Below are 16,506 nucleotides of genomic sequence, written 5' to 3' on the forward strand. Positions count from 1 at the left end.
CCGGTGAGGGCCGGCAGACGCTGTGGATCAAGCTACGGCTTATTTCTCTGGCGTCGCCAGAGCGCGGCGCAGGGCTTCGATGCGGGCCTTGTTGAATTGCTTGGCCTGCGGCGAGTCCGGCGCCATGGCGTCAAAGCCGTGATAGGCGGAGGGCACGACGAGCAACTCGGTCGGCACGCCGGCCTCGGTCAGGCGACGGGCATAGTCGATGTCTTCGCTCACGAAGAGATCGACACCGCCGACAGCGATGAACGCGGGCGGCAGACCCTTGAGCGAAGCAGCGCGCGCCGGCACGGCGGTGGCCGGCACCTTGTTCGTGCCCGGCTGCTGGCCGAGGAACGCCTTCCAGCCGAGCTGGTTCTGCTGCGCGTCCCAGCCGACTGTGGCGATGTGCGGCGGCACCTTCACCACGCCGCCGGTGCGATCATCCAGCATCGGGTAGATCAGCACCTGGAAAGCAACCGGGATTTCGCCGCGGTCGCGCGCGGTCAGCGCCAGCAGCGCCGCATGGCCACCACCGGCGCTCTCGCCCATCACGGCGATCCGCTTGGGATCGAGGCCGAGCTTGGCGGCATTGTCATGCATCCAGCGCAGGCCGGCATAATTGTCTTCGATGGACCCGGCATAGGTCGTTTCCGGCGCGAGGCGATATTCGACGGAGACGATGACCACGTTCAGTTCCTTGGCCATCTCCTGCAGGCGACGCACGTCCGTGGCGGCCGTGCCGAGGATGTAGCCGCCGCCATGCGTGTGCAGGATGCCGCCGCGCCAGGCGCCTTCCTGCGCATTGATGACGTACAGCTTGACCTGCGGCGCGCCGGCCACGCCGGGGATCATCTGCTCGACGACCGGAACGTCGCGGTGATGCGGCGGCGGGGGCGGCCCCATGCGGCCCGACGTGCGCGAGGCGCGCACGCTTTCCTCGTTCATCGGCCCCATCAGGGTCGAATAATAGAGCGCCATGCGTGCAGCGCCGTGCAGTTCCGGCGCGACGGGCGCGAGCTTGGCTGCGTCCTCAGCGCTCAGCGGGGCCGCAGCGACGGCGGCGGGATCGGGCAGGGGCTGGGCGCTGGCCATGTGGGCCGGGCCGGTCGTGGCGAGCAGCGTCGCCACCAGCCAGGCCGAGGATCGGTTCAGAAACTTCATGAATGCGTCTCCTGTCGCATGAGTCAGATTAATGATCGCTGGCGCCGGCGGCGCCGATGCCGGTCTCGGACCGGATGCGCTGGGCGGTGTAGCCGGCCCGGTCCACCTGCGCCCGCGCGCTGCGGTCGAGCGTCGAGATCAGCCAGATGGTGAAGAAGGCCAGCGGCATCGACACCAATGTGGGCGAGGCGAGCGGGAAGATGGCGTGCGCGGCGCCAAGCTGGCCAACCCAGATCACCGGCGAGAGGATCGTCAACGCCAGCGCGGTCAGCGTGCCGATGGCCGATCCCCAGGCGACGCCGCGCGTCGTGCAATCCTTCCACAGGATGGAGAGCAAGAGGGCAGGGAAATTGCCCGAGGCAGCCACGGCGAAAGCCAGGCTCACCATGAACGCCACATTCTGCTTTTCGAACGCGATCCCCAACCCCACCGCGATCAGGGCCAGCACCAGCACGGTGATCCGCGACAGGCGCAGCTCGGTCGCCTGGTCGACATTGCCCTTGCGGATGACCGAGGCGTAGAGATCATGCGCGATCGTCGAGGCGCCGGAAAGGGTGAGCCCGGCCACCACTGCCAATATGGTGGCGAAGGCGACCGCCGAGACGAAGCCCATGAACACCTCGCCGCCCACCGCGTCCGCGAGATGGACGGCAGCCATGTTGCTGCCCCCGCGCAGCCCGCCGCTCAAGGCATCGAAATAGGCCGGGTTGCTGCCGACGAACACGATCGCGCCAAAGCCGATGATGAAGGTAAGCACATAGAAATAGCCGATCCAGCCCGTCGCCCACAGCACGGAGGCGCGCGCGGTGCGGGCATCGCGCACCGTGAAGAAGCGCATGAGGATGTGGGGGAGGCCGGCGGTGCCGAACATCAGTGCCATGCCGAGCGAGATCGCGGACAGCGGGTCCTTGATAAAGCCGCCGGGTGCGAGAATGCCCCGCGCGCTCGCCGCCGCTGCATCGGCGCTGGCGCCTGCGGCCAGCGCGATCGCCTGCTTGGCGGCGACGGCCTGCTCGAACAGCGTGTCCAGCGAGAAGCCGACCCGATACAACACGGCAAGCGACATGAAGGTGGCGCAGCCGAGCAGCATGACCGCCTTGATGATCTGCACCCAGGTCGTCGCGATCATCCCGCCAAACAGCACATAAGCGGTGATCGCGAGGCCGATGATCCCGACCGCATAAGGATAGGGAATGCCGAACAGCAGCTGGATGAGCTGCCCCGCGCCGACCATCTGGGCGATCAGGTAAAAGAGCACGACGGTGAGCGAACTGAAGGCGGACGAAATCCGCACTGGCGTCTGCGCGAAGCGGAACGCGACGGCATCGACAAAGGTGTAGCGCCCGAGATTGCGCAACCGCTCGGCGAGCAGGAACAGGATGATCGGCCAGCCGACCAGAAAGCCTGTGGAGTAGATCAGCCCATCATAGCCATCGGCATAAATCTGCGCGGAGATGCCGAGGAACGAGGCGGCGGACATATAATCGCCAGCAATGGCCAGGCCATTTTGCCGACCGCTGATGCCCCCACCGGCCGTATAGAAATCGCTCGTCGTGCGCGTCCGCCGGGCGGCCCAGGCCGTAACGCCCAATGTGACGATGATGAACAGGCCGAAGGTGACCACGGCCGGCATGTTAGGGCCGGCATTGCCCAGTGTCGCCGCGCGGGCGATGCCGGGCATCAACGCGCCGATGGTCACCATAAGGACGAGCGCCGCCCAGCGCGAACCGCTCACAGGCGATGCTCCGCGCGCAGCGCATCCAGCTCGGCATCGAACCGGCGGTTGGCGATCCAGACATACAGGCCGGTCAGCGCGATGCCCGAGAGGATCACCGCCATGCCCAAAGGCACGCCGATGGTCGTGGTCATGCCCGGCAGCGGCTGGCCGAGAATGGTGCGCCCGAAAGCCACGAGAAGGATGAAGCCGAAGAAGATCGCCATCATCACGCCGCTCAGAATCCAGCCAAGGCGCCCCCGGGCGTGGACGAGAGCCTGATAATGCGGATCGCGACTGATGGCCGCAAGTTCATGATCGCCATCCAGATCCATCAGCCACTCCCCTCGCCCGCCGCATTTATGTGCGACAGGCTATTGTCCATCGATTGCAAGTCAATCCCTCATCCGGCGGCTGGGGACTTTATCCGCATGGGTCGCCCAACTCTGCCCGGCCAGGTGTGCTGGATGGCCGGGCAGAGGGTTCGGGCGACCCGAACTCGTAGGTCCGAAAGCAATTTTGCAATCGATTGCCATTCAATACACGGGAGGTTCGGCTGTGACAAGCGTGGGTTGGAATCGGCGATGGGGCGAATTTTTATAGGAAGGTTTGCGATACGTTCGCCGGGCGATATGAGCCTCCGCTTCATCAACCGCCCTCTTTCAGGCTGATGAACCCATCTGCCCCAGAATTTCGACGGCGCGTTCGTCAGGGCTGTCAAATCAGCGCTCGATCGCGGCACGGAAAATCGGCCTGTCCTCAGCGCTGTTAAACAGCGTCAGTGATGACCTGAGCTTGATCGCGTCGATGGCGCCAAAGACCTGCTCAGCGCTGGAGCCATGCAGCTCCTGTAATGCGATGACGCATTCCTCATAGCGCGGGCCGAGGACCGGATGCGCCAGATAGGCTTTGGCTTCGGCGCGCGAGCGGATCGCGAAGTGCTGCGCCGTGGGGCTGGTCCCCAGGCCCGCAATCTGCGGAAAGATGAACCACATCCAGTGCGTTCGTTTTGCACCGCTGCGGATTTCCGCCAGGGCCTGCGCGTAGCGTCCCTGCTGGGCGTCGACAAATCGGTTCAGATCGAATGGATCGCTGGTCATCCCGCACATTGGCAGTGGGAGCCTGTAAAGCCAACCTATCCCGAGCGGTGCCGAACAGGCCGGGAAGTGCCGCGCCTGTCTGCCACCCACGATAATTTGGAAGCCAATTGGCGGCTGCTGCGTTCGGCCAGCATGGGATTATCCAATCAGCAGGTGCGAAGGACGACGATGCCATGGATCGATCGGAGGAGTGGCACGTCTCTCGACGCGGCGTGCTGGTTGGCGGCTCGGCCACGGCGGCGACCATGAGCCTGAACAACGCCGATGCTCGGCAGCCCTTGCCGCAACCACGCGAGGCGATGGTCGAGGTTACCCTGAGCGTGAATGGTCAGCCGCACAGGTTCAAAACCGATACGCGCACCACCTTGCTCGATGCGCTGCGCGAAGAGCTCAAACTCACCGGCACGAAGAAAGGCTGCGATCATGGCCAGTGCGGCGCCTGCACCGTGCTGGTCGACGGTGTCCGGATCAACAGCTGCCTGACGCTCGCGGTGATGCATGATGGCGACAAGGTCACCACCATCGAAGGGCTGGGCACGCCGGAGCAGCTCCACCCGATGCAACGCGCCTTCGTGAAGCATGATGGCTATCAGTGCGGTTATTGCACGCCGGGCCAGATCTGCTCTGCGGTCGCCATGCTGGATGAGATTGCCGCGGGCGTGCCGAGCCACGTCACCGATGATCTGTCGGCCAAGCCGCAACTCAGCAACGCGGAACTGCGCGAGCGGATGAGCGGCAATATCTGCCGCTGCGGCGCCTATTCCAACATTGCCGAGGCGATTACCGAAGTCGCGGAGGCCAAGGCATGAGGCCGTTCACTTATGAGCGCGCGACCTCGCCCGCTCAGGCCGCGACGGCCGTCTTGAGCCACCAGGGCGCCCGCTTCATTGCCGGCGGCACGAACCTGCTGGACCTCATGAAGCTGCAGATCGAAACGCCGACCCATCTGGTCGATGTCCAGGATCTGAAGCTCGATCAGATCACGCAAGAGCCCGATGGCGGCCTGCGAATCGGCGCGCTCGTCACCAATACGGCACTCGCGGCGGATCGGCGCGTGCGCAGCGATTATGCTGTCCTGAGCCGGGCCATTCTGGCCGGCGCGTCCGGGCAGCTCCGGAACAAGGCGACCACCGGCGGCAATCTTCTGCAACGGACCCGCTGTCCCTATTTCTACGATACCAACCAACCCTGCAACAAACGTCAGCCGGGGACCGGCTGCGCGGCCATTGAGGGCGCCTCCCGCCAGTTGGCGGTGATTGGCGGCAGCGCTGCCTGTATCGCGACGAACCCCAGCGACATGGCGGTTGCGATGCGGCTGCTGGATGCGCGCGTGGAGACGGTCGATGCACAGGGCAATATCCGGTCGATCGACATTGCCGACTTTCACAAATTGCCCGGTGAGACGCCCCACGTGGAAACCGCGTTGGCGCCCGGCGAACTGATCACGGCCGTGCTGCTGCCCAAGCCGATTGGCGGCCAGCATGTCTATCACAAGGTGCGTGATCGGGCCTCTTATGCCTTTGCGCTCGTGTCGGTGGCGGCGATCCTCCAGCCGGATGGCTCTGGCCGTGTTGCGGTGGGCGGGATCGCGCCCAAGCCCTGGCGCACGGACGCTGCGGATGCCGCGCTTCCGCAAGGGGCGGAGGCAGTGGCCCGGCACCTCCTCGCCGGCGCCGCGCCGACCAGGGACAATGCATTCAAGATCGAGCTGGTCGAGCGGACGCTTGCCGGCATCTTGCACGACGCGAAGGGTTGATGCCGTGAAGTTCGATGCCCCTGCCACCCAGAACCCGATCGATCAGCTCAAGGTCGTCGGCAAGTCCACCGATCGCATCGACGGGCCGCTCAAGACAACGGGGCGCGCACCCTATGCCTATGAGCGGCATGATGTCGCCGCGAACCAGGCCTATGGTTTCGTCGTCGGCGCGGCCATCGCCAGGGGGACGATCCGGTCGTTCGATCTGGTCGACGCCAAGGCCGCGCCTGGCGTGCTCTCGATCATCACCACGTTGGACCATAAGCCGCTGCCGCTCGGCGGCCAGAACACCGCCAATCTATTCGGCGGGGCGAAGATCCAGCATTATCATCAGGCGATCGCGCTGGTGGTCGCCGAGACGTTCGAGCAGGCCCGCGCGGCCGCGTCGCTGATTCAGGTCGATTATGTCCGGGAGGATGGCAAATTCGATCTCCAGCGTGAGGCGCCTCGGGCCGAGCCCGTTCCGGACGAGGACGAGACCAATAAAGCCGGCGATTTCGCAGCCAGCTACGCCAAGGCTGAGGTCAAACTCGACCAGCGCTACAGCACGCCGGACGAGAGCCACGCGATGATGGAGCCGCACGCCACCATCGCCGCATGGGAGGGCGAGAAGCTCACCGTCTGGACGTCGAACCAGATGATTGCCTGGGGCAAGCGCGATCTTGCCAAGGCCCTATCGCTCAAGCCCGAGCAGGTGCGGCTCGATTCCCCCTATGTCGGGGGCGGCTTTGGCGGAAAATTGTTTCTGCGCTCCGATGTCGTGCTTGCGGCGCTGGGGGCCAAGACGGTCGGGCGGCCGGTGAAAGTCGCCCTCACGCGCCCGCTCATCATCAATAACACGACCCATCGGCCCGCGACCCTGCAGCATATCCGGATCGGCGCGAACAAGGATGGGCGCATTCTCGCGATCTCGCATGAGAGCATTTCGGGAAATCTGCCGGATGGCGAACCGGAGACCGCCGTCCAGCAAACCAAGCTTTTCTACGCGGGGGAAAGCCGGGAAGTCGCCATGAAACTGGCGCAGCTCGATCTGCCGGAAGGCAACGCAATGCGCGCGCCTGGCGAAGCGCCGGGGCTGATGGCGCTGGAGATCGCCATGGATGAAATGGCCGAGAAGCTGGGGATGGACCCGGTGGAATTTCGTATCCTGAACGATACGCAGGTCGATCCGATGAAGCCCGAGCGTCCCTTTTCGGCGCGTCATTTCGTCGAGTGCCTCAGGACCGGCGCGGAGCACTTCGGATGGCACAAGCGCAAGACGGCCCCCGGCTCCGTGCGTGAGGGCCGCTGGCTCATCGGCATGGGCGTGGCCGGCGGCTTTCGTAACAATCAGCTGACCAAATCCGCGGCACGGGTCCGGCTGTCGGGCGACGGTAAGGTCACCGTCGAGACCGATATGACCGATATCGGCACCGGCACCTACACGATCATCGCACAGACCGCCGCCGAGATGATGGGCGTGGATCTGGGCGACGTCATCGTGAAATTGGGCGACTCTGATTTCCCCGCCGCAGCGGGCTCCGGCGGCCAATGGGGCGCCGCCAACTCGACGGCTGGCGTCTATGCCGCCTGCATCAAGATGCGCGACCAGGTGGCGGCGCGCTTGGGGCTGAACAATGCCGATGTGACGTTTGCCGACGGCGAGGTCCGCTCGGGCGATCGCGCCGTGCCCTTGCGCGACGCCGCGCGCGATGGGGAACTCGTCGCCGAGGATGGCATCGACTATGCCGACGACTTTTCCGACCGGGCGCAACAATCCACCTTCGCTGGTCATTTCGTGGAGGTCGGGGTCGACGCCTTCACGGGCGAAACCCGCATCAGGCGAATGCTCGCCGTGTGCGATGCTGGACGCATCCTCAACCCCAAGTCAGCGCGAAGCCAAGTGATCGGCGCCATGACCATGGGCGCAGGCGCGGCACTGATGGAGGAACTCGTGGTCGACAAGCGGTTCGGCTTCTTCGTCAATCACGACCTCGCGGGTTATGAGGTCCCGGTCCATGCAGACATCCCGCATCAGGACGTCATCTTCCTCGATACCACCGACCCTTGGTCCACGCCGATGAAGGCGAAAGGCGTTGGGGAACTGGGGATTTGCGGCGTGGGAGCCGCGGTCGCCAACGCCATCTACAATGCCACCGGCGTGCGGCTGCGCGATTATCCGATGACCTTGGACAAGCATCTCTCGCGCTTACCGAAGGCGGTTTAGGCGGACGCGAATGAGGTTTAGTGGAGCAGCGCTGGACGGCCTGAGTTGAGCGCGACGAAGAAATGTCGCGGCGGCCAAGCCATGGTTGCGAGGCATTCTGCTCTCATGGAGGCCGCGCTCTGCTCCAACTGAGGATTGGACGATGAGTGTCAATCGTCGGCGCCCAAGATGACTATTGGGCTTCCTATGAGGAAACATGCTGGTGGTTCCTGAGCTTGGATCCGCTAATGACGAATGTTGGTGGTTTCTCAGGCCGGCTGACTATGGGATTTAGCAAAACCGCTGAAATAGGCTTTCAAATTTGCGTCGGTGACAGGTTCAAGCAAGCTTGCCACCTGCTCTTCAAGGGTCGAGCCCTCGTTGACGTCGCCACCCCGCTGAAATCCCATCTCCCAACGCGCGAACGACCGTGCCGCGATTGCCTTGTTATTCAGTTGGACCACAGCATAGTGACGCTGATCCTTTGAAATGCGGGAGAACGTCGAATTGACGGCGTCTTCAGGGCCTTCGAGAACCTGAAGGAAGCGCCGATTCCCTACCACGAGCAAGCCCGTTACATCAGCGAGCCGGTTATTCCGTCGGGACGCGACCAAAATGTCCTCAAGCTCCGCATCCGAAAGCGTCCGACGGACAGTGCTGATATATAAAATGCGATGCATGGCAGGCTCCTTAGCGACCGGGCTAGGGATGCGATGTTAATCAAATACTTCCAGCACGGTGAGCCGAGTGCGCGAGCCGAAATCGACGAGGATTTGACTTTAAGTCATCAAATCCGCGTTCCGTTGCACCGGGCGGATTTCCCTGTGCGCCCCTCATTTCACAGCCATCCATAGCGGAGGCGGACTTCTCAGGACGCACCCGGCCGCTTTCGGCCTGGAGCGGATCAACCGCTTCGAACGAAGAGGGATCGGGCTCTGTCGACTTCTGACCAGCAGCGTCGCCGACATGGCGACTGGTCCAGTAACACCAAAACAAGCGCTGCTTGACCGATAAAACATGTAAACATATGTTTATAGTGGTGAGTGCGCGCAGGTCGAATTGGCCTATGTGTGAAATGTGAGCCGCGAGAAGACTTCTGGCCTGACGGCAAGAGAGGATGCAGATATGAAGATGCGGTTGCTGGTTGCCCTTGGGCTTGTCACCGCCTCGCTGGCCGCTGGCGCCGCTCCCGCCGCTCCATCGATCGCAAGCGAGGCCGAAGCCCCCAACATCCAGGTTCGGGTAGAGCGACGGTTGGTCCACTCACAAGCCATAACCGACAATCTTCTTGGGACCTCCGCCGAGCGCGAGGTCTTTGTCGTTCTTCCCCCGAGTTATGGCCGCGACATCAAGCGGCGATACTCCGTGGTTTACGCCCTGCACGGCTTCTCCATCGACGCGGCGAGCTGGATGCAGAAACTCGATGCGGCCAGGCGGATCGCTGCAGCTTTTGCTGCGGGAGTGCCGGAGGTCATTGTCGTGTTCCCCGATGGGAGCAATGAGTATGGCGGATCTTTCTATGGCAGTTCTACTGTCACCGGCGATTTCGAGACATTCATAGCGGATGAACTGCCTGCCTATATCGACCGGGAGTTCCGCTCGATTCCAGAGGCGGCCGCGCGTGGCTTGATGGGGCATTCCATGGGCGGCTACGGCGTCGCGCGCATTGGCATGAAGCGCCCAGGGCGGTTTGGCGTTCTCTACATGATGTCGCCCTGTTGCCTGAGCGCTCTCGGAACGCAGGGATTGACCGCAAAAGAAGTGAGGGAGATCAACGATCTTGCATCCCCTCAGGCAGCCCGGGGGCTTCCGTTCAAATATGCAGGGCCACTTGCGACAGCGGCGGCGTTCTCGCCCAATCCGGCGAAGCCGCCGCTCTTTGTCGATCTGCCGATTACGGAACAGGGCGAGTCGCGCGAGGCGATCATGGCCAAGCGCGCAGCCAATGCCCCGCTCAGTTTCATCGACCAGTATGTCGCTGCTCTCAGGACCTATCGCGCCATTGGCATCGACGTCGGCGATCAGGACACGATCGTCACCGCAGCAACCGAGCTCCATAAAAACCTAGACAACTATGCTATAAGCAATCAACTGGACATTTATCCGGGCGATCACAGCAGTAAAGTTCCGGAAAGACTGCAAAAAGAAGTCCTCCCATTCTTCGGAAAACATCTGAAAATTGTCGTAGATCGATAAACATATACATGAACTCCCTCAGCGAGATCATACATGTAGACAAGACATATCTGTAGTTGATCACATATTTTATCGCCCGACTCATCACAGTCCTGTCTCATTTTTACAAAATAGATACATCGCACCTCTACCAAATTTCTCTGGATTTCGCCGATTATTAGGATTGCAGCTGCCGAAAATGCGCGCTAGATCGCTAACCGGAAAAATATCCGGAAATATGGCGAGCATCGCGAGAGGCGACGAGAGGGTCTCCATTTCGCTAGAATTCGCCCGAGGGAGACTGAGATGAAAAACCTGGAATTGGCAACCATAAGCTCGGCAGCGCTGGTTCTCGCTTTGTTAGCAGGGCCGGCAAGCGCACAGGTTGGATCGGCATCGGCGGCCCCGCAAGCGACGCCACAGGACAGCCGGGCAGGCGGCCTTGAGGACATCGTGGTTACCGCCACGCGCCAGTCGACGAATTTGCAGGATACGCCGATCGCCATCACTGCGGTCACGGCCGAGGCGATCGAGCAGAAGGGCATCACCAGTGTCGGCGAACTGACCGCTGTGGTTCCCAACACGCAATTCCGGAAGTCGCAGGGTGCATTCGGGCCCGGTATCGACGCGACAATCCGGGGGATCGGCAATCGGGACACGAGCCTCGCCAGCGAGCCTGTCGTCGCTTTCTATCTCGACGACGTCTATTTCCCGACGCTGCTCGGGTCGAACTTCGATCTTCTGGATATCGAGCATATCGAGGTGCTTCGGGGCCCGCAGGGCACCCTGTTTGGGCGGAATTCGCTCGCCGGCGCGGTCAACATCATCAGCAAGCAGCCCTCCACCAGCGATGTTTATGGGCGTATTCAGATCACAGCCGGCTCCTATGACCGCATGGACTTCCGCGGCTCGCTAAATCTGCCGTTGAACGAGCAGCTCGCCCTCTCCGTTTCCGCGCTTTCGAAGAAGCGGACCGGCTATCAGAAGATCCTCGATTTCACCTGCGAGATGCGCGCGCGCGGCACGCCTGCGCTATCGGGCTCCTTGCCTTATGCCTCGACCCTCAACATGCCGACCGCCGGGTTCACGCCCAAGGATTGCGTCGTCGGCCATCAGGGCGGCGAAGATGTGCAGGCCTACCGGGGGTCCTTGCTCTGGAAGCCGTCCGAGGATCTGCGTTTCACGGTGACGGGCGACTATATCCGCGATACGAGCGAGAACAACGCCGATAGCATCGTCGGGATCATCAACAACCGGGTGTCCGGGACGGTCGTGTCCGCCGCCAACACCTTGGGTCTGGCCTATGACACCCGCTTCCTGACGGGCGATCCCTACAGCACCTATGCCAGCTTCAGCGATCCCATCGCCGCAGGCACGGTCATCCCAGGCAACACATTCTATAATGGCCTGCGGATCAATGGTGTGGCCGTGCGCGGCGGCGCCAGCTTTTCGCCGTTCATCGACCTCAAGAACTGGGGTGTCTCAGCCAAGATGAGCTGGGACATCAATCCCGACATCAATTTCCTCGCGGTGGTCGCGCACCGTGAGATGGTCGAGACCCATTCCTATGACGATGATGGCTCGCCGCTCAATGTGGTGTTGCGGTCCAATACCTTCTCGGAGGAATATTGGACGGCCGAAGCGCGCCTGTCCGGCAAGTCATCGTTCATCGACTGGGTCGTGGGCGGCTTCTACTTCACGGCCGATGGCTCGCAGCATGCCGCCTTTATCTCGCCCCAGAGCTCGTTCCAGCGGCTGATCGATTCTGAGTTCAACCCGACGAGCAAGGCGGTCTTCGCCAACGCCACGATCCGGCCATTTGGTGAAGCGCTCAGCTTCGTGGGCGGCCTGCGCTATTCGGACGATAAGAAGGTCGTCGACTTTTATAACGTCCTCGACACCTCGCCCAGCGCCAGCGACACGGTCTTTTACGTCGTTCCGCAGCAGACGCGGTTCGACTGGAAGGCCGGCGTCAATTATCAGCTGGCGTCCAACGCGCTCATCTATGTGTCCGCTGCGACCGGCAACTCGCTTCCCGGCTTTGATCCGCGCCCGCAACAGCCCTCGCAGATCGCGCAATATGATGGCAATGACGACATCGCTTACGAAATCGGCGCCAAGCTCGATCTCTTCGATCGTCGGGTGCGCCTGAATCTCGCGGCCTTCTATACCGACTTCAAGAACCGTCCTACTTCGATTTCGGGATCCGAGGCCCTACTGGACGCAAATGGTCAGCCCGTGCCCGGAAATCGCACGCTCGTCCCACTCGCGGGAGGCCCTGCGGGGTCGACCACCTGCGGAGCGGTCGTGGCGGCAGGCACCGGCATCACCTGCCTCGGACGGACCTACTATCGCAATCAGGCCGCAAAAATCCGCGGTTTTGAAGCCGAGTATACCATCAATCCCGTCGATGGCCTGCTCATCAATGGCTCGGTGGGGTACACCAAGCTGACGGCGCCGGATATTCGGGAGCGCGCAGTCAACCGGCGGCAGAATTCGCCGTTCTGGACAGCGAATGCGGGCGTGCAGTACACGGCGGAGCTTCCGTCACTGGCCGGATCGATCACGCCCCGGGTGGACTGGATCTATGAATCGAGCCAGGTGGTGTCCGGCACGTCGACCACCTTTGATAACCTTATGCCGGCGCGTTCGGTCTTCAATGCCCGCCTGACTTACGACAACGACGAATATGACTTCTCGATCGCCGTTGGAGCCACGAACCTGTTCGACAAGGTTTATTATTACAACGTGTTCGACTCCCAGGCGTTGGGCGCGGCCTACACCAACGCGCAGCCGGCGGCGCCGCGCCAGTTCTACCTGACTGTGGAGAAGAGCTTCTAATGATGCGCTGAGCCGAGCATTCGGCTTGCCCCAAAGCAACACAGGGCTGTCGGCTGGCGCCGGCGGCCCTGTCTGCTTCTGGCTCTGTCCGCCATGCAGGATCGGCTAAGGACGTCAGCTTGATTCTGACCGCCAGCCGTGGAAAGCAGAGCAGCATCATTCCCCGCGAAAAAGTCGGAATATTGAACATGGCCAAATCGAAAACGCAGACCGGGGAGCAGGAGGGCGTGCGCGCGGTGGATGACGACTTCATTCCCTCGCTGGAAAAAGGGCTAGCCGTCCTGGAGTTGTTCGGATCGGACAATCCTGACTGGACCTTGAGTCAGATTGCACGGGAGCTCAAGCTCACCCCGGGAACCACCCGCCGTATTCTGCGGACCCTGGAGAAGCTGGGCTATGCCGTTGCCGACGAGGGGCGTTTCTGCCTTACCCCCCGGGTTCTCAAACTCGGCTTTTCCTATCTATCGTCGCAGCCATTCGCTACCATCGCGAAACCGCTTCTCACCCAGCTTGCGCGCAGGCTGAATGCGACGTGCTGCATCACGGTGCTGGACGAGCGGGATGTGGTCTACATCGCGCGGGGCACGCACAAGCCGATCGAGCCCTTTTACGTACATGTCGGCGCGCGACTGCCGGCCTATGCGACGGCGCCCGGCAAGGTCCTGCTCGCCGGATTGGCGCCGGACGTCTTGGACGAGCGCCTGAAGGGCTGGGACTTCCAATCCTTCACGCCCAACACCCTTTCCAGTGCCGCAGCCCTGAAGGCCGATGTGGAAGAGGCTCGGAGCAAGGGCTACGCCCTGAACGATCAGGAGATATTCCTGGGCCAGCGCTCCATTGCCGTTCCCCTGTCGCTGGGCGGGGTTCAGGCGGCTTCGATTGTCGCAGCCGCCTCGGTCAGCAGTGCGTCCCTGGATCGGCTGGTGGCCGATCTGCTTGGCCCATTGCAGGAGGCTGCGATCGAGATCGAACAGGCGGCGTCTTCGCTGCTCTGACGGCAGCCGCACCGGCGCAACTAGTCCTTCCAGGAGGCCTTCCACGTCGCGCAGACTTTGTTGCCGTCGGGATCGCGCAGATAGGCGATATATGGCTGGCCGTAGCTGCCCGGCCGCGTGCCAGGCGTGCCATCGTCTACCCCTCCATTGGCCAATCCGGCACGATGAAACGCATCGACATGTTCCGGGCTTGGCGCCCGAAAGCCGATCGTGCCGCCATTCGCGAAGGTTGCCGGATCGCCATTGCGGGGCGCCCTGACGGCGAACCCTTGCTCGCCACAGCGATAAGAAAGCAGGGGCGCGTCCGGGGCGGCGGTATTGGCGTGCCCCAGTGCCCCCATCACGGCATCGTAAAACTGCCGCGCTCTCGCCAAGTCGTTCGTTCCGACAAAGATGTGATTGAACATCATGGTTGGGACACGCAGGCCCCTGCTGTGCACCCCGCCCGATCGAGGCGAATGCCCGAAACGGAGATACGCTGCATGACCCGCCGCTCGCCGTGATAATCATTGACGGCATAGTGCAGCACCTGGAGATTGTCCCAGAACGCCACCGTTCCCGGGCGCCACTTGAGACGGACCTGATATTCCGGTCGTTCGCACTTCTGGAACAGATATTGGAGCAAGGGCGCGCTCTCTTCCTGTGTCCATCCCTCAAAGTGGGTCGTGTAGCCGCGGTTGACGAACAGCGATTTACGGCCGGTGATCGGATGCCGGATAACCACGGGATGGGTCGCCTTCACGACCTTCGCCTTGGTGCCTGCATATTGGGGCAGCAGGGACATCGACGTGATGACCCGCTCGTTATTATGCTCTGCGCGCATCGTTTCGAGCTGGGTCTTGATGCCCTCGGAGAGATCATCATAAGCAGCCGCGAGGCTCGCAAAGACCGTATCGCCGCCGGCTGACGGCAGCACTTTCGCCGCGAGGATCGAGCCCCAGGATGGAATCTCGTTAAACGTTTGGTCGGCATGCCAGCCGCCGCCCACATTCTTGAGCTGCTGCTCTTCCTTCTCGATCATGGTGATCTGCGCATCCGCCACCGGCGCGCGCTTTGCGCCCGGCAAGGTAAAGCGGCCTGCAAATGCGCGTTGCCGGTCGGCGCTGAGATCCTGATCGCGGAAAAAGATGACGCCATTCTCGGCGAGAGCTTTTGTGATCTGCTCGATCGTCCGGTCATCAAGATCCTTGGAAATATCTACATTGCCAATTTCGGCGCCGATAAGACCGTTGATCCGCGTGATTGAAATGTCGTCCAAATTTCCTCTCCAACGCCCGCGATGCATCGCTCTTGTCTGGGCGGAAGCCTACTCAAGACGCCGCTGAAACCTGCCCGCGCCGCAATAAGCCGGAAAATATTCCGGATTTACAGATTGCATGGCTTTGTCTTGGACGCAAGCCATCCTCCGGCCTTGAGAAGCGGAAATTTCTCCGGTAGCATTCACCGAGCAATGGATGATGCAAGACCGGCGGTGGGAAACTGCCTCCGCGCCCTGCGAGCCTCCTGCCATTCGTCATCTGTCTTTCCGGGGAAGACCGAATCCATGAGAAGAACACTGCGCCGATTGATAGCGTTGACGAGCATCGGCAGCTTCTGCGTCGCCGCGAGTCCGTTCACGGCAACTCCCGCATTCGCTGCGCCCATCGTCCTTGAGCGGCAAGGTTCGTTTTCGGTCGGTGGTGCGCTGCTGGGTGACGCCGCATCGGGACATCTGTCGTGCGATCATGGTTTCGTGGAATATCAGATCCCCCGGCGGGCGCGGAAGACAGCGCTGCTGCTGTGGCACAGTTCCAGCGTGGCCGTGTGGCAAAACCGGTGGGATGGCGGCGAAGGCTTCCAGAGCATCTTCCTGCGCCGCGGTTTCCCGATCTACCTCTGGGATGGCCCGCGCGTTGGCCGCGCGAACTGGGGCTGCGAGGATTATACCTACAAGGCGGTGCCCGGCCGAGATGAGGGGAATTTCAAGGCCTGGCGCCTGGGGGAAGCCTACCCCAACTGGTTCCCGGGCATCCAGTTCCCCAAGGACGACCCGCAAGCCTGGGATCAGGCAATGCGCGCGCGGTACGATGAGTTCGACACTGTACCGAACGCTCAATTGCAGAGCGCGGCAGCGGCGAAGGCGGTCGACCGAATTGGGCCGACGGTGCTTGTCACCAATTCCGGCGGCGGGTTCAGAGCCTTCATGACCGCGCTCGAGAGTGACAATGTCAAAGGCATCGTCGCTTACGAGCCACCCGGGTTCGTGTTTCCTGAAGGGGAAGGCCCGCCGGCCGGAAAGGGACCGTTCGGCCCGGTCAAGGTGTCCGCCGAGCAATTCAAACGACTCACGCGCATTCCGATCCAGATCGTGTACGGCGACCACATTGCGCAGTCGACCAACTGGAGTGCGGCCTATCGCGCAGCGACGACCTTTGTGGCGATCGTCAACGCCCATGGCGGCAAGGCGGAAATCCTGTCCTTGCCTGCCGCCGGCCTCTCGGGGAACACCCACCTCCCCTTTGCGGACCTCAATAATGTGGCCGTGGCCGACCTCCTCTCGGCCTTCCTTCACCGGCACGGGCTGGACGAGCGCTGACCACCGCCGTCGCCGGAAA

At 62.3% G+C, this 16,506-nt stretch carries 14 protein-coding genes; 7 read left to right on the top strand and 7 right to left on the bottom strand.

The annotated features are described in order from the left end of the window. Nucleotides 1-39 precede the first annotated feature (39 nt). The 4 genes from M2332_RS08790 to M2332_RS08805 form a co-directional block, all read right to left on the bottom strand. Nucleotides 40-1,146: an alpha/beta hydrolase gene (locus M2332_RS08790; RefSeq protein ID WP_264573763.1), complete on the bottom strand. Its 1,107-nt coding sequence runs from the start codon at nucleotides 1,144-1,146 to the stop codon at nucleotides 40-42. A gap of 28 nt (nucleotides 1,147-1,174) precedes the next feature. Beyond that, entirely contained in the window at nucleotides 1,175-2,881 is a 1,707-nt protein-coding gene (gene actP, locus M2332_RS08795) for a cation/acetate symporter ActP (RefSeq protein WP_264573764.1), read from the bottom strand. Then, a complete protein-coding gene (locus tag M2332_RS08800) occupies nucleotides 2,878-3,195 on the bottom strand; it encodes a DUF485 domain-containing protein (RefSeq protein ID WP_264573765.1) in 318 nt (105 codons plus the stop codon). The genes actP and M2332_RS08800 overlap by 4 nt, the downstream gene beginning before the upstream one ends. A 387-nt stretch (nucleotides 3,196-3,582) precedes the next feature. After that, a complete protein-coding gene (locus M2332_RS08805; RefSeq protein WP_264573766.1) occupies nucleotides 3,583-3,960 on the bottom strand; it encodes a DUF1810 domain-containing protein in 378 nt (125 codons plus the stop codon). A gap of 173 nt (nucleotides 3,961-4,133) precedes the next feature. Between M2332_RS08805 and paoA the strand changes: the two genes are divergently transcribed. From paoA to paoC, 3 genes are read left to right on the top strand one after another with little or no spacing between them, the layout of a single operon-like run. After that, nucleotides 4,134-4,769 (top strand): aldehyde dehydrogenase iron-sulfur subunit PaoA, encoded by a 636-nt coding sequence (paoA, locus tag M2332_RS08810; protein ID WP_264573767.1) that lies wholly within the window; start codon nucleotides 4,134-4,136, stop codon nucleotides 4,767-4,769. Continuing rightward, nucleotides 4,766-5,716 (top strand): FAD binding domain-containing protein, encoded by a 951-nt coding sequence (locus M2332_RS08815; protein WP_264573768.1) that lies wholly within the window; start codon nucleotides 4,766-4,768, stop codon nucleotides 5,714-5,716. The genes paoA and M2332_RS08815 overlap by 4 nt, the downstream gene beginning before the upstream one ends. 4 nt (nucleotides 5,717-5,720) lie before the next feature. Continuing rightward, nucleotides 5,721-7,922 carry an aldehyde oxidoreductase molybdenum-binding subunit PaoC gene (gene paoC / locus M2332_RS08820; RefSeq protein ID WP_264573769.1) on the top strand — a complete coding sequence of 734 codons (2,202 nt, stop codon included), beginning with the start codon at nucleotides 5,721-5,723 and terminating at the stop codon, nucleotides 7,920-7,922. Nucleotides 7,923-8,170: 248 nt separating this feature from the next. Here the strand turns inward: paoC and M2332_RS08825 are convergent, their stop codons facing one another. Then, nucleotides 8,171-8,581 (bottom strand): BLUF domain-containing protein, encoded by a 411-nt coding sequence (locus M2332_RS08825; protein ID WP_264573770.1) that lies wholly within the window; start codon nucleotides 8,579-8,581, stop codon nucleotides 8,171-8,173. A gap of 445 nt (nucleotides 8,582-9,026) precedes the next feature. Between M2332_RS08825 and M2332_RS08830 the strand changes: the two genes are divergently transcribed. The 3 genes from M2332_RS08830 (at nucleotide 9,027) to M2332_RS08840 (ending at nucleotide 13,912) form a co-directional block, all read left to right on the top strand. After that, on the top strand, nucleotides 9,027-10,097 hold the full coding sequence (locus tag M2332_RS08830) for an alpha/beta hydrolase (RefSeq protein WP_264573771.1): 1,071 nt from the start codon (nucleotides 9,027-9,029) through the stop codon (nucleotides 10,095-10,097). Between the two features lie 285 nt (nucleotides 10,098-10,382). Next, complete coding sequence (locus M2332_RS08835) at nucleotides 10,383-12,917, top strand: TonB-dependent receptor (RefSeq protein ID WP_264573772.1); 2,535 nt, start codon at nucleotides 10,383-10,385, stop codon at nucleotides 12,915-12,917. 119 nt (nucleotides 12,918-13,036) lie between these two features. Further along, nucleotides 13,037-13,912, top strand: a complete 876-nt coding sequence (locus M2332_RS08840) for an IclR family transcriptional regulator C-terminal domain-containing protein (protein ID WP_264573773.1) — start codon at nucleotides 13,037-13,039, stop codon at nucleotides 13,910-13,912. A gap of 20 nt (nucleotides 13,913-13,932) precedes the next feature. On the opposite strand, the gene M2332_RS08845 is transcribed toward M2332_RS08840, so the two are convergent. Both M2332_RS08845 and M2332_RS08850 read right to left on the bottom strand, forming a co-directional pair. Beyond that, nucleotides 13,933-14,322, bottom strand: coding sequence for a VOC family protein (locus M2332_RS08845; protein ID WP_319801485.1), 390 nt, complete (start codon nucleotides 14,320-14,322; stop codon nucleotides 13,933-13,935). Continuing rightward, entirely contained in the window at nucleotides 14,319-15,170 is an 852-nt protein-coding gene (locus tag M2332_RS08850) for a TauD/TfdA dioxygenase family protein (protein WP_264573774.1), read from the bottom strand. Before M2332_RS08850 ends, M2332_RS08845 begins: the two co-directional genes overlap by 4 nt. A 192-nt stretch (nucleotides 15,171-15,362) precedes the next feature. Between M2332_RS08850 and M2332_RS08855 the strand changes: the two genes are divergently transcribed. Beyond that, complete coding sequence (locus tag M2332_RS08855; protein WP_264573775.1) at nucleotides 15,363-16,487, top strand: alpha/beta hydrolase; 1,125 nt, start codon at nucleotides 15,363-15,365, stop codon at nucleotides 16,485-16,487. Nucleotides 16,488-16,506: the final 19 nt, after the last annotated feature.

The sequence above is a fragment of the Sphingobium sp. B11D3A genome (assembly GCF_025961695.1).
In the GTDB taxonomy this organism is placed as follows: Bacteria; Pseudomonadota; Alphaproteobacteria; order Sphingomonadales; family Sphingomonadaceae; genus Sphingobium.